Origin of the sequence: Algoriphagus taiwanensis (genome assembly GCF_036245645.1) — a bacterium.
GTDB lineage: Bacteria > Bacteroidota > Bacteroidia > Cytophagales > Cyclobacteriaceae > Algoriphagus > Algoriphagus taiwanensis.
The window spans coordinates 26440-41183 of sequence record NZ_BTPE01000021.1; the positions used below are offsets into that span (position 1 = coordinate 26440).

General features: G+C 44.2%; 11 protein-coding genes. 9 read left to right on the forward strand and 2 right to left on the reverse strand.

Going from position 1 to position 14744, the window contains the following annotated elements; all coding sequences use genetic code 11:
- Positions 1–166: 166 nt before the first annotated feature.
- From AAA938_RS19165 to AAA938_RS19185, 5 genes are all read left to right on the forward strand, one after another.
- Positions 167–2443 carry an Rv1355c family protein gene (locus AAA938_RS19165; protein WP_338230397.1) on the forward strand — a complete coding sequence of 759 codons (2277 nt, stop codon included), beginning with the start codon at positions 167–169 and terminating at the stop codon, positions 2441–2443.
- A gap of 2 nt (positions 2444–2445) precedes the next feature.
- The gene (locus tag AAA938_RS19170; protein WP_338230399.1) at positions 2446–3156 is read left to right on the forward strand and encodes a hypothetical protein; all 711 of its coding nucleotides are present in this window, start codon (positions 2446–2448) and stop codon (positions 3154–3156) included.
- Complete coding sequence (locus tag AAA938_RS19175; protein ID WP_338230401.1) at positions 3149–5260, forward strand: sensor histidine kinase; 2112 nt, start codon at positions 3149–3151, stop codon at positions 5258–5260. Before AAA938_RS19170 ends, AAA938_RS19175 begins: the two co-directional genes overlap by 8 nt.
- Positions 5253–6344, forward strand: a complete 1092-nt coding sequence (locus AAA938_RS19180) for a hybrid sensor histidine kinase/response regulator (RefSeq protein WP_338230403.1) — start codon at positions 5253–5255, stop codon at positions 6342–6344. Before AAA938_RS19175 ends, AAA938_RS19180 begins: the two co-directional genes overlap by 8 nt.
- A 71-nt stretch (positions 6345–6415) precedes the next feature.
- A complete protein-coding gene (locus tag AAA938_RS19185; RefSeq protein ID WP_338221603.1) occupies positions 6416–6955 on the forward strand; it encodes an inorganic diphosphatase in 540 nt (179 codons plus the stop codon).
- Positions 6956–6971: 16 nt separating this feature from the next.
- Here the strand turns inward: AAA938_RS19185 and AAA938_RS19190 are convergent, their stop codons facing one another.
- Both AAA938_RS19190 and AAA938_RS19195 read right to left on the reverse strand, forming a co-directional pair.
- Complete coding sequence (locus tag AAA938_RS19190) at positions 6972–7346, reverse strand: hypothetical protein (protein WP_338230404.1); 375 nt, start codon at positions 7344–7346, stop codon at positions 6972–6974.
- A gap of 70 nt (positions 7347–7416) precedes the next feature.
- The gene (locus tag AAA938_RS19195; protein WP_338230406.1) at positions 7417–8022 is read right to left on the reverse strand and encodes an acyl carrier protein phosphodiesterase; all 606 of its coding nucleotides are present in this window, start codon (positions 8020–8022) and stop codon (positions 7417–7419) included.
- 63 nt (positions 8023–8085) lie between these two features.
- Between AAA938_RS19195 and AAA938_RS19200 the strand changes: the two genes are divergently transcribed.
- From AAA938_RS19200 to AAA938_RS19215, 4 genes are all read left to right on the forward strand, one after another.
- A complete protein-coding gene (locus tag AAA938_RS19200) occupies positions 8086–10011 on the forward strand; it encodes an AAA domain-containing protein (protein WP_338230408.1) in 1926 nt (641 codons plus the stop codon).
- 223 nt (positions 10012–10234) lie between these two features.
- Positions 10235–12769 (forward strand): DUF7133 domain-containing protein, encoded by a 2535-nt coding sequence (locus AAA938_RS19205; RefSeq protein ID WP_338230409.1) that lies wholly within the window; start codon positions 10235–10237, stop codon positions 12767–12769.
- A gap of 9 nt (positions 12770–12778) precedes the next feature.
- The gene (locus tag AAA938_RS19210; protein ID WP_338230410.1) at positions 12779–13870 is read left to right on the forward strand and encodes a sugar phosphate isomerase/epimerase family protein; all 1092 of its coding nucleotides are present in this window, start codon (positions 12779–12781) and stop codon (positions 13868–13870) included.
- Between the two features lie 71 nt (positions 13871–13941).
- Positions 13942–14736 (forward strand): SDR family NAD(P)-dependent oxidoreductase, encoded by a 795-nt coding sequence (locus AAA938_RS19215; RefSeq protein WP_338230412.1) that lies wholly within the window; start codon positions 13942–13944, stop codon positions 14734–14736.
- Positions 14737–14744 lie beyond the last annotated feature (8 nt).

Here is a 14744-nt window from a genome sequence, read left to right on the forward strand (position 1 = left end):
TGAAATTGACTTGCCAATACCAAATAATTCCTTTTTCCTTTAAAAACAAAATTCCTTTTTGTTTGTATAGATCGAATTATTATAAATTCTAACCAAATTTTATGATTAAGTTATTTGTGTTTTTGACGAATAACTTATCTTTACTCAGCTTATCACCCCTAAGTAAATGATATCTATTGAAGAAATTGATCTGAAAGATCGGTTTACTCCTGAAATTTTTATACCTAACAACCAAGAGGATTGGGTTAAAATTGAGGAGTTAAGAAATAATCCGGCCGTACATGTCATAAATGAAATTGACAGTCAAATAGCTGATTTGATCAAGGCGGATCATCCTGATTTATCATTTACCAAGCAAGACCTTCAAGCTAGAGTTGATAATTTTGTAGCTCCGGACCAAAAAGATTTTTTCGGAAACTGGGTATATTTTTCTTGGAAAAACACCCTGGTCCATATCTTATCCGAGAAGGATTTTATTCGAATTAGGACAGTACGGAATAATTTTAAAATCACTCCTCAGGAGCAAAATGAATTAGGCCAAAAGAAAGTTGGCATTGTTGGCCTTTCTGTGGGGCAAAGTGTAGCCTTGGCCATTGCCTTGGAACGAGGCTGTGGGGAATTGCGGCTCGCTGATTTTGACACCTTGGAGCTAAGTAATCTCAATCGTCTCAAAGCCGGAGTGACCAGTTTGGGATTGGAAAAAGTAATAATTGCAGCCAGGGAGATCAGTGAAATAGATCCTTATCTGAAGCTGAAAGTCTTCAGAGATGGGATTACAGAAGACAACGTGGACGAATTCATATCCGGAGGCGGCAAACTGGATCTTTTGATTGACGAATGTGATAGCTTGGATATCAAGGTGTTGCTGAGAGAAAAAGCAAAAAGCTACCACCTTCCTGTAATCATGGAGACCTCTGATAGGGGAATGCTGGATATCGAGCGCTTCGATCAGGAATCTGACCGGCCTATTTTTCACGGCATGCTTGCTGGAATAAAAGGAGAAGATTTAAAGGGGCTTTCCAATAAAGAGCGCGTGTCCATTGTATTGAAGATCACAGGATTGGATACTTTATCCTTGAGGATGAAGGCCTCTCTGTTGGAAATCGGTCAAACCATCACCAGTTGGCCTCAATTGGCCTCGGGGGTTTTTCTGGGAGGAGCTTCAGTCGCCCATGTGGGAAGAAGGCTTCTGTTGGGTGATGAAGTGAAATCAGGTAGATTCTATGTTGATTTTGACCAGATTTTACAGATCGATCCTGAAGAAATTACTCCTATTGAACCTGCCTATCGTCCTATTTCGGATTTTCAGCAGGAAATTATTCGACAAATTCCGCAGCAGATCACCCAATCTGCCTACCTATTGACGACTGAGGAACTTCATGAAATCGTCAATCAGGCTAATCAAGCGCCATCCGGAGGTAATGTCCAACCCTGGATCTGGATTTATGACAAAAAAGGATTGCTTCATCTTTTTCATGATCAAGAAAGAAGCCATTCCATGCTGGATTACAAAGGGACGGGTTCTTTGATCGCATTCGGTGCTGCTCTTGAGAATGTTCGATTGATATCGGCCAAATTGGGCATAGAGATCGAAATTCATCATCACATCACTGACTTTGACGAAAAGTGTGTGGCTTCGGTGAGATTTTTGTCAAAGTTGAAGAATCGGCTGAATGTGCCTTATTCTGAATTGGCTGAAGGGATATCCCTAAGATGCACCAACCGAAAGAATACCAAAAGGGTACTGCTGAGCGAGGAGTCACTGGCAATTTTTGAAAACTTGGCAAGAGAAGGTGGCTTGGACCTCAAGTTTACCCAGTCAGACAAGGAGTTGGAGAAACTCGCCGGGATAGTTGGAGGCATGGACAGAATGCGGCTTTTCCATCAGGAAGGTTTGGTAGATTTCATCAAAGAGGTCCGATGGACTGACGAAGATGCCAAACGGACCAAGGATGGGATTGATATTGCCACTTTGGAACTTTCCGGTACGGAAAAAGCAGCAATGGGATTATTGAAAGACCCTAGGACAGTGAAGTTTTTCCGGAAATTTTTGATGGGCTATGGATTGACCAAAATATCCAAAGACACAATGACTACGGCCTCCGTGGTCATGGTATTGCAGGGGAGGGACTTTTCTGCCAAAGAATATCTGAATGCAGGCGCAGTTTTGCAGCGAATTTGGATCAAGGCAAATATGATGGGGATCAGTTTCCAGCCGGTTACCGCTATGCTATTTATTTTTCACCGGGTACTTAGAGATGCTAATCATGGATTTTCCAATAAAGAAGAAGCCGAAATTCTCAAATTAAAGGCAGAATTTGATCTACTATTCGAGAATGATTCAGAAGTTTGCCCTTTATTTATGTTTAGGCTAAATCAAGCTGGTGAGCCAAGTATACGAGCATATAGGCGATCCGTTGACGAAACCCTAATTCGGCTTTAGAAATGTTCAAATTCAAAGCTTTTAGAGCTATTGATGACCCCGAAAGGTGCCAAAACTTTGTTAAAGGCCACGCAGATGTCCTGAGACAGTATGGTGTGACCAAGGTGACTTCGTCCAATAACGATTGGATTAAAAACCCCTTTGTATATGTGATTACAGTAGAGCTCGTGGATACCGGTGAAATAGTCAGTGGACTTCGCATTCACATTGCCCATCCTGACTATCCTCTTCCCATGGAGTTGGCGGTTTCCCAAGTAGATCATAAGATTTTTGGATTGGTAAGGGAATATGGTGTGCATGGGACAGGAGAAGTATCTGGATTGTGGAATTCCAAATCAATATCAGGCTACGGGGTGGGTGCTGTGCTTCTGATCAGAGCGGGAATCGCGATCGCAGAGCAATTGAAATTAGGGTCGCTTTTGGCTCTTGTAGCGGAGTATACTCTTATGCCTTCTTTAAAAAAGGGATTTGAAATAGAGGAAGGAATCGGGAATTCCGGGACATTTTTCTACCCTAAATTGGATTTGGTCGCTACTTCCATTGTGATGAAGGATCCCATAAATCTCCCCTTGGCAGACAAGGAGGAAAGAGATTTTATCCATATGCTGCGCCAAAACCTCCAAATTACGAGGACTGAAACAGGTCCTAAAGGTGATTTTCTAGTAGAGTATGATTTAGTTATTCAAAATACGGATTGGAGAAAAGATGTATAGACTTTATTTCCTGATTATCGGACTCTTGTTTTTCAACAGGGTAGCCTTTTCGCAAAATACCACAGTCGAAAAACTGGATTGCTTTATGTTCAAGCTCGAAAAGAAAGACAGTACCGTGGAAGATATCCTTCCGCAGCTCTCCTCTTTTCAGACAAACAATTGCAGCCAGTTTAATTTCGGGATCAACAGTCAGATTCTATGGGTAAAATTGGACGCTGATTTGGTAAAGCAGTTTGATTCCCCTCTTTTGGTGTTCAATTCATCTTCGATCGACGATGTCAAGCTGTATTCTGTCCAAAATAATGAGATCACCGGAGAACTTATCAACGGCCGACTGGTCAGAGATAAAGATGAGTATGTCGACTCTCACAAGCTGGCGTTTGAGCTCGGTGAAAATGAAAAAAATGCTGATTTCTATTTGATCCGCCTTGAAAATTCAGATAAGAAGATTTTTATTTCTTTTCTAATCGAAAGTGAGGAATTTGATTCTTTACTACTTTTTGAATACATCTTTTTTGCAGTATTGACAGGGGTATTTGTAGGCTTGTTTTTTTACAATTTCTTCATTTACCTCTCAGTCAAGGATAAGATCTATCTGGTTTATGTTCTCCATACCGTACTGGTTTGGTTTGCCCAAGCATCGATATTGGGATTCACTCAGTTATTGATCTGGCCGGAATGGGATTGGATGAATTCCCGGTCTATCGTTTTGTTTTCGTCTCTGGTGAGTATCGTAGGGATTTGGTTTTTAAGGGTGTTTTTGTCTACTGATCGCTACGTCCCCAAGCTGGACAAAGGGTTTGTTTACATTTTTGCTGTGTATGCCTTCATTTTGGCCAATGCACTTCTTTTCTCCATTACCCTCAGCTATCAGGTTTTACTGGTCACGCAGTCTATTGTAGTCCTGTTTGTGCTGTTTGTGGCTTACTCTGTGTTGAAGCGGGGCTTCAGACCGGCCCGATATTATTTATTGGCCTGGAGTGTTTTCATGGTGGGGATCTTTTTGTTTGTTCTCAGCGAAATGGGAATAATTCCCACCAACAACCTGACGATCTACATTATGCCGTTTGGCTCAGCATTGGAGGTAGTTCTTCTATCTTTTGCCTTGGCTGATAAAATCAACATACTCAAAAAGGAAAAAGAACTGGAGCAGTCCGAGCGTCTGCGTGTATTGAGAGAAAACGAGAATTTGATCCGTGAGCAGAACTCTATGCTCGAAGAGAAGGTCAAAATCAGAACTGTAGAATTGGAACAAGCCCTTAGAAATCTTCAAAATACGCAAAGTCAACTGGTCAATCAGGAGAAAATGGCTTCTTTGGGACAGTTGACCGCGGGGATCGCACACGAGATCAATAACCCCATCAACTTTGTCAGTTCCAACATTACTCCGCTCAAAAGAGATATCAAGGATATCATGGAGGTCATTGACTTTTACAGAAGTTCGGCGGAAAAAGAATTCAAGCCAGAGACCATCAAAAGTGCGAAAAAGCTAGAGGAGGAACTCGAGCTGGACTATGTACTCGATGAGGTGGATCAGCTACTCCGGGGCATGGAGGATGGCGCCAAGCGGACCGTGGAGATAGTCAAAGGGTTAAGATTGTTTTCCCGAGTAGACGAGCAGGATGTGAAGAAGGTGGATTTGCATGATGGGATTAACAGTACGCTCATCCTATTGAATTCTTCGATTCCCGGCAAAGTCCGGATCATTCGAGAGTTTGGAGAACTTCCTATGGTGGAATGCCTTGCAGGAAAGATTAATCAGGTATTCATGAACATTATCAACAACGCTGTTCATGCGCTTTCGGACCATCTCAATACCATTTCCGATCCTAAGATCACGATCAAGACCTTTGCAGGTCAGGAGACAGTTACGGTAGAAATCATTGATAATGGTCCGGGAATGCCGGATCATGTAAAACAAAGGATTTTTGAACCTTTTTTTACTACAAAAGCAGTTGGGAGAGGAACAGGTTTGGGTCTTTCCATAGTTTATTCTATTATTGAAAATCACAAAGGAACCCTGGAAGTGGATACCGAGGAGGGCCAAGGCACAACTTTTAAAATAACTCTTCCTATATATCAAAATGCCCCAAAGTATGAGTGAAAAAATACATGTTCTTTACATTGATGATGAAGACAACAACCTGAAATCTTTTCGGGCTACTTTAAGGAAGGATTTTAAGATTTTTACGGCCATCGATGGAGAGGAAGGCTTGCGAATAGCCCAAGAAGAGGAAATTCATGTAGTCATCGCCGATCAGCGAATGCCGGGTATGACCGGTACTGAGTTTTTTGAACGCATGGTCAAAATCAACCCTGACCCTGTCAGGATATTATTGACCGGCTATTCAGATATCGCCAGCGTCATCGATGCAATCAACAAGGGGGAGGTATATCGATTTATCGATAAGCCCTGGAATATTGAGCAGATTAAAAATTCCATCAAAAACGCCGCGGATATCTTCTTCATGAGAAGGGAACTGCGAGACAAGACTATCAAGCTTGAAAAGCTCCATTCAGAAATGAATCAGTTTGTATACAGTCTTTCTCACGAATTGAGAGGTCCTCTGATGAGTATTTCCGGGGTGTCCAAACTGGCGAAGATGGAGGTGACTGATCTCAATACCTTGGAGTATTTTAATATGATTGATACTGCCACTGGCAAATTGGATGATTTTATCTATAAAATGCTGGACTTTTACCGTTCGACCAAGATCGAGCATAAAATCACCGAGATTCATTTTCGTGAGGTGGTCAATCAGCAAATGGACGCCTACAGAGAAAAGTTTGATTTGAGTCACTTTCATATTGAGATGCAAGTCAATCAGGAGTCTGCCTTCTTCTCGGATGATTCCAAAATCCGAGTAATTCTAAACAACCTCTTCAGCAACGCGGTACAATTTCAGAAACCCTCACCCGGTGAAAAGAGGATTTCACTTACCGTAGATGTAGTAGAAGGAAAAGCGATCTTGGTATTGGAAGACAATGGAATTGGCATCGAGGAACGGTTCAAAAATGAGGTTTTCAACCTCTTTTCCAGAGCAACTCAAAAAAATGTAGGAACCGGTCTAGGCCTTTACATGGTCAAAGAGGCCGTAGAGCAAATGGGGGGAGAGATTTATTTGGATACCGAATTGAATAAGGGAACCGCTGTGACCGTCACACTTCCTAGCATGATTATAGGCTAAAAACTCAGGCAATGTCCTACTCAGCCTTATCTTTGCACTGAGAATTACTTTTTTCACAAAAACGAAAGATTATGATTAATCCTTGGCACGACGTCAATATTGGAAAACAAGCTCCCGAGTACGTCATGGGAGTCATCGAAATCCCCAAAGGAAGCAAAGGCAAGTACGAATTGGATAAAAAAACCGGGATGCTACTCTTGGACCGGGTTCTTTTTTCTGCAGTACACTATCCGGCAAACTATGGATTTATTCCCCAGACATTCTGTGAGGACCATGACCCTCTGGATATCCTGATTATCTCTCAGATCGATATTCCTTCCATGACCTTGGTCAAAGCCAAAGTAATTGGCGTAATGCGGATGGTGGATGGAGGAGAGGCCGATGACAAAATCATCGCCGTGGCTGCAGAAGATCAGTCGGTAAACTATATCAACGACATTGATGAGCTCCCTCCACACTTGATGAAGGAGGTTCACCGGTTTTTTGAAGACTATAAAAAGTTGGAAAATAAGGAAGTGAAAGTGGAGGATTTTCTCGGAAAAGAAGATGCCATGCGAATCATCAATGAGAGTATAGAACTCTACGATAAGAATTTCCGAACCGCACGATAAAACAAAGCCTGAGCAATCAGGCTTTTTTGTTTTTGATCATTTGTTTCTGGGCTTTTTTCTTCAGGTAATTTACCAAATCAGTGTAGGCTTCATGCTCGTGATTGGAAACTGAAATAGACTGATGGTCCTGAAAGGCAATGGTCACCTGCTTAAATTCCCGCTTGTTGGCGATGATCGTCTCTTCTTCCCAAGCTAGAATTTCAGATAAAGGATAGGCTTTGGTACTGCCTCGAAGCGGAAGTCGGATGACGATATGGTCCTTGCCTGCAGTGATGAATCTCCATCCGGCCATCATTTTCACCAAAAGCATGAGAATCACAAGGGTGATCAATGAGCAGGCCACCAGGTAAAACCAGAGCGGAAAGCTTCCTTTGTATGAAAAATCCCTCAAGATTAAGACTAGGCCCCCAGTAAGCACCAGTAAGACGAGACTTAAAGAGATATAAGTAGAGATTTTCGGTTTAATGGAGACCATGGTGATTTTCTATTTCCTGAAGTTTTGCTCGGGCAAAAGTCTCCAAATCCTCGAAAAAAGCGAAGAAAATCAACTCAAATTCCTTTTCTTTTTCCACCAATACCGAAGTGGCTTCATTCATTTTTGAATCAAAACTTGACCTTCTTGTCAGACCATTCAGAGACTGCTGGATGCCTTCCAAGGTCCAATAATTGAGCAGCCAATTTTGCTTTTTCATCCAAAAAAACATCCTCCCAAAGCTCTCAGGAAGTATATCCAAATGTTTTTCGAGGGATTCGTAAGTCTTTTCTACAAATATGGCCAGTGGTATTGAGCTATATTTTTCCCAGTTTTTGGCTAAAAAATAATCGAAGAATATATCCGTGATCACTGGAGAGTAGTGACGGAATTTTCGCCTGAGGTAGCTCTGACCGGCTTTGACCAGAGGATGAGAATCGGTAAAGGTATCTATCTCCCGATGAAGCAAAATGCCATGCAATACCTCATCATGGTATTTCAGGATCTCTTTGCCCTTAACGAAATCTGCTACAAAATTCCCAACCAGGATTCCTTCTCGGTCAAATGATAAATAGGCGTGTGCGAGAAAATTCATGTTGGTTTGAAAAAAGGAAAACCCTGTGACTTTTGCTTAGTTTGTACCCTAAAATACCACTTGATGCCGAATTACCTCGAAGAATTAAAGCTGGGACTCAAACTTCTTAAAATGGAATGGGAAGAAGACCTGGCTCAGTACAAGAAAAAGTTTCTCAATACCTCTATCGCAGATAAGAAAAAAGAAGGAATCACCTGGCATCCCATCGTTCTGAAAAAATCCCAAATCGGGATGGGTGAGCGATTGATCATCGAGGTAGAGCGAACAGACTCCAGCTATCCATCGGCATTTTCCTCCGGTAAATCGGTTTCTTTTTTCAGTACTCAAGAGGGATATCATGGGTCTGAATTTAGAGTGTCGGGCGTGGTCAATCAGGCGAAAAAAGATTCATTGATAGTGACCTTGCAGGCGGATGAAGTTCCCGAGTGGATGGAGTCCGGAAGACTGGGAGTGGATTTGCTTTTTGACGAAGCCAGCTATCGGGAGATGGAGTCTGCCCTCAAAAAAGTGATGGCCTCAGACAATCCTCGCTTGGTAGAGCTTCGGGATATCGTCTTCGGTGCGAAAAGTCCCCGATTCCAGGCCTTTTCACCCGCATCCATTTCCGGATTGAATTTTTCCCAAGCTACCGCCTGTCAAAAGATAGCCGCTGCTGAGGACTTTGCCATTGTCCATGGGCCTCCGGGTACGGGTAAAACCACCACATTGATAGCCGCCATAGCGTCTGCGGTGCAGGATAGGCAAAGAATTCTCGTCTGTGCCCCTAGCAATGCAGCTTTGGATTTGCTGGTCGAAAAACTGGTGGACCGAGGGATTGCTACCCTTCGATTGGGACATCCGGCCCGGGTGGAGGAAAAAATCTTGAATCAGACTTTGGATGCCAAAATTGCTTTCCATGACAGCTATCGGGATTTGAAGAAGCTGAGAAAAGAAGGAGAGTCCTATCTCAGATTGGCCAAGCAATACAAGAGAAACTTTGGGCCAGAAGAACGCGCCCAGCGAAAACGGATGTATCAGGAAGTCTCCCGAATCAGGGAAGCAGCTGGTCTATTGGAAGACTATATCCGTACGGATATCTATCAGCGAACTCATGTATTTGCCAGCACTTTGGTCGGTGCAGCATCCCACCATCTTAAAGGAATGGTTTTCGATGTGGTTTTTATTGATGAGGCTGCCCAAGCCTTAGAGGCAGCTTCTTGGATTCCCATTTTGAAAGCCAAAAAAGTAGTCTTTGCCGGGGATCATTTTCAGCTTTCTCCCACTATCAAATCCTATGAGGCTTCCAAGCATGGGCTGTCTGTTACCTTGTTTGAGAAGCTGATTCAAAGACAACCCGAGACCGCCACTCTTCTTCAGGTTCAATACCGAATGCCGGAAGATATTATGGGTTTCTCCAATCGCTGGTTTTATGAGGGGAAGCTTCAGGCTGCAGAAAATACTCAAAATCATGCTTTTGGACCTGATGAATCCACTCTGGAATGGATCGATACGGCAGGAGCAGGCTATTCGGATCAGACAGAGGCAGAGAGTCTAAGTACGTTCAATCCGGAAGAAGCCCATTTGGCCTGTAGGTATCTCAATGACACGATCAAGCGTATTGGGATCAACCATTTTAGAGAAAATAACTGGACGATAGGGTTGATTGCCCCATACTCTGCTCAAGTAAGGAGACTCAGATACCTGATTTTTGAGACCTATGAGTTTCCCAATCTTCGGGCTTTCGCGGATTTGATCACAATCGATACGGTAGATGGTTTTCAGGGTCAGGAGCGGGATTTGATGTTGATTTCGCTGACCCGATCCAATGATGCTGGAGAAATTGGCTTTTTGGCAGAAGAGAGACGGATGAATGTAGCCATTACCCGGGCCAAGCGGAAGCTGATCCTCATTGGGGATAGCAGTACCTTAGCTCAGCACCCGTTTTTTGATGAATTGCTTCGGTATTTTGAGGAGAAAAATGCCTACCGAAGTGTCTGGGAATTGATGTAAAAGGAAATGGGTTGAGCTGGTTCATTCTTTTCAAGATTGATTTGAATCAGTCAGCTTATTGAAGCTCCGTCCTTTTGGGATTGTGACCGCTTTTCCCTGAAATAGAACCCTTTCCCGTTTTGATCTTGTAATTTTTAGGAATTAAAACCAAATTGGAAATCGCCTGTTAAATGATCAATGAGGCGAGTTTTTGTCCTGCTTACCCCAAAAAAACCTGTAGAATATGCATAGAAGTGCGCTGTTGATTTGTGCTGTTGGATTGAGTTTTTTCTTTTCCTGCCAAAATCCGGGTCCCACTCCGGAAACTCCAGATAGTCCTCCCAGATCTCCTGAGGAGGAGCTAAAAACCTTTCAAGTCGAATCCGGCTTTGAGGTTCAGCTTGTAGCTTCAGAGCCAATGGTGGAGGCACCTGTTCATATTCAGTTTGATGAGGACGGTCGTCTTTGGGTGCTGGAGATGAGGGGATATATGAATGATATAGAAGGCTCCGAGGAAAAGCTTCCTGTAGGCTCTGTTGCGGTCTTGGAAGATACTGACGGGGACGGGATGATGGACAAGCGGACTGTTTACTTGGATTCTTTGGTTATGCCCCGATCTTTGGGATTGTATAAGAATGGGGCTTTGATTGCCGAAAACAATGCGTTGTGGTGGACGGAAGACCAAGACGGAGACGGAAGAGCAGATATCAAATCTTTGGTGGACTCTACCTATTCGGCCAATGGGCTGCCAGAGCACACCGATAATGGATTTGTAAGAAATGTGGACAATTGGTACTACAGTGCCAAGTCCCGATTGAGATATAAAAACATATCCGGTCAGTGGGTGAGAGACTCCACCGAATTCAGAGGGCAGTGGGGCATCGCTCAGGATGACAAAGGGCGTTTAATCTACAATTACAATTGGTCCCAGCTTCATGGGGACCTGGTTCCTCCTAATTACCTGTCCAGAAATTCAAACCACAAACCCACGTCCGGGATTGACCATGGCCTGACGATAGACCGTAGAGTATTTCCCATTCGTTCAAATTTGGCAGTAAACAGGGGGTACATTCCGGGAACCTTGGACTCTGCCAACCGATTGCAGGAATTCACGTCAGCTTGTTCTCCGACTGTTTATCGTAGCCACCTTTTCCCTGAGTCCTATTTTGGGAATGTATTTGTCATGGAAAATGCTGGCAACTTGGTCAAGCGAAATGTAGTCAAGGAAAATGGGATTTTGCTTGAAGCCCATGATCCCAATCCAGGCCGGGAGTTTATGGCTTCCACGGATGAGCGATTTCGTCCGGTGCATGGAACAATTGGTCCTGACGGAGGACTGTATATCGTGGATATGTATCAGGGCATCGTGCAGCACACGGCCTACATGACCGATTACCTCAAAGAAAAGACATTGGAGAGAGGTTTGGAACAGCCAGGGCATATGGGCAGAATCTGGAGAGTAGTTCCGAAAGGGTTCAAAGCTCAGCCGGCACCCAACTTATCTGAAATGCCTACTCAGGAATTGGTCGAATTGCTGGCTCACCCCGATGGATGGTATCGGGATATGGCTCAAAGGCTATTGGTCGAGCGAAATGATTCCCAAGCTGTAGTTTTATTGGAGGAGCTGGTGAAAAGCAATAAGTCCGCAATGGGTAGTTTTCATGCCCTTTGGACGCTTGAAGGACTTGGATCGGTAAAGCCAGATTTGCTTTTGGAGGTTTTGAGAACAAGCGATCCTTGGGTCAAAAATTCTGCACTGAGGCAGCTTGAAGGATTTGCTCAAAATGATCCGGAAGTACTGGAACAGTTGGAAAAGGAGATGATTCGTCTTTCTCAAAATGCCTCAGAAGAATTGGCTCTACAGCTTGCCCTTAGTGCCTATGTGATTTCGCAGGAAAGCCGGATGGAGGTAATCCAGTCGGTTTTGGAGGCTTACGGGCATTTGCCGTTGATCCGAGACGCTGCCATGAGTAGTTTGGGAGGCATGGAATGGACTTTTCTGCAATCCCTTTTGAAAGAAGACAAAGACAATCCAGATCGGGATATTTTCATGGAATTGCTGGCTTCGGCAATTCTTGATAAGGGGGATTCCAAAGAGATAGAAATACTTTTTGCTGAAATCAATCAGCCTCAAATCGACAAGAATGTAGAGATTATTCTAAATGGCTTGGCAATCAAAGCCAGTCAGGTAGAGACCCTCGGACAAATCAAGCTTTCCGGAAAACCTGCTCTCTTATCCCGAGAAGACTTGCCTTTGGATGAAATGAGAAAATCTATGCTGAATCGGGTATTTAGCTGGCCGGGATATAAACCTTCCGAAAGCCTAGCTTCCCAAAATACGCTGGATGAAGCAGGGATGAAGCTTTTTGCCGAAGGCCGCCAAAAATACCTGGCAACCTGCTCGGGCTGTCATGGCAACAACGGAAAAGGGGCCTCTCGAATGGGACCTCCTTTGGCCGGTTCCGAATGGGTTTTGGGTGATGAAGTGCGCCTAAGCCTTATCATGCTGCACGGCATAGAAGGTCCTATAGAAGTGGCAGGAAAAAAATACGATGCTCCGGATATCTTGCCGGTGATGCCTTCACATTCTACTATGGATGATAGAAGCATAGCGGCAATTCTTACTTATATTCGGAATGAATGGGGCAATCAAGCCCCCGCAGTGAGCGGTAGGACTGTGGGCAGTACTCGAGTATTGAATCAGGGAAGAGTTTATCCTTGGTCCGCATCCGAGCTCAATGCCCACATGGAAAAGCTTACTTCTGCATCCAAACCTTAGCCCTTCTCCATGAAGAAAACGCCCAGCACATTTCATTCAATTTCTAGCAGAAGAGAATTTTTACAAAAATCCGCAATGGCGGGTGCTTTATTGGCTTGGCCGTTTTCTGCTCTCCCGGAAAGTCTGAAAGGTGTATCCATGGGTGTGGTAGTTCATTCTTATGGGATGAGGTATGGAGGGAAAATCTCCAGCGAACGCTACCCGGGTTTCAAGGATGCCTTGGATTTAATGAAGCATTGCCATTCCCTTGGGGCTGCGGGCATTCAGACTACTGTTGGAGGTTGGGCAGAGGATTTTGTCAAGAAAGTCAGAGAAGAAAGAGAAAAGTTGGGGATGTATCTTGAGGGGAGCATCAGCCTGCCAAAAGATGAATCGGACTTGGTTCGGTTTGAAAAAGATGTAGTCCTAGCCAAGGAAGCCGGTGCACAGGTATTGAGAACGGTGTGCCTAAGCGGGAGGAGGTATGAAAATTTCAAATCAGAGGAAGATTGGGAGGCATTCAAAGAAAGATCGGTCCAATCGATTCAATGGGCGGAACCGATAGTGAAAAAACACCAAGTCAGGCTGGCAATAGAAAATCACAAGGATTGGCAAGCTGAGGAATTGGCCCGGCTGATCCAGAACTTGGGAAGTGAATGGGTAGGAGTCACTCTGGATTTCGGAAACAATGTTTCTCTATTGGAAGAACCCATGGAGGTGATTCGAACTTTGGCCCCTTTTGCCTTTTCCACTCATGTGAAAGATATGGGAGTGAAATCTTATGAAAAGGGTTTTCTTCTCTCAGAAGTCGAGCTGGGCAAAGGAATAGTTGACCTCAAAGAAGCGGTTGACCTTTGCCGAAAATACAATCCTCAAGTCACTTTTAGCCTGGAAATGATCACTCGGGATCCTTTGGAAATCCCCTGCCTGGAAGAAGACTATTGGATCACATTTCCTGAAGAAAAAGCCAAGCAGCTTGCTAAAATTCTCAGAATGGTAAGGGATCAATCCTTTGAAGGATCTTTACCTGAAGTCAGGGGACTTTCTGGGGAAGAGCGACTGGCCCTAGAAGAAAAACATGTGGTTTCCTGCCTGAATTATGCCGGAAAAGAGCTTTTGTGATTTCCTTTTCTTCCCAAAAAACAACCAGTCAATTAAAAACAGAATCTTATTCACTCCATAAATCCACCATCATGGCAACTCTAGATTTCTCACAACTTCCGGGTCTTTCACTTTTTTCTCTTCAAGGCAAAGCAGCTATCCTTACGGGTGGTACTAAAGGCCTGGGATTAGCTATGGCTGCTGGATTGGCTTCTGCTGGAGCCGATGTACTTCTAGTCAGTAGAAATGCCAAGGACGGTCAAGAAGCGGCAGCAGAGATTAGTGAAAAGTACGGGGTAAAAGCCCTGACTTTTGCAGCAGATGTGACTGACCGGAAAGGGATGGAAGCAATGGCAGCCTTTGCCATGGAGTCTTTTGGAAAAATCGATATTCTGGTCAATTCCGCGGGTATAAACATCAGAGGTTCTATAGATGAGCTGAGTCAGTCAGAGTTTGATCAGGTGATGAATGTCAACGTGACGGGAACTTGGCTGGCTTGCAAGGCGGTGATTCCTCAGATGAAGAAACAAGGAAAGGGTTCCATAATCAACCTGGCGAGCACTTTAGGGCTGGTTGGTTTAGCTAATCGAACTCCCTACACGGCGAGTAAGGGTGCGGTGGTTCAGATGACCCGTGGTTTGGGATTGGAGCTGGCTCCTTGGAATATTACCGTGAATGCGATTTGCCCGGGGCCATTCCTTACAGAAATGAATTTGCCGATTGCCGATACAGAGGAAGGAAAGAAATTTGTCGTAGGAGCAACAGCACTTGGTCGATGGGGAAAGCTACAGGAGATTCAGGGAGCAGCGATTTTTCTGGCATCCGATGCTGCTACCTATATGGTTGGGTCGATGGTCACAGTAGACGGAGGCTGGACTGCGAGGTAATTCCAGAT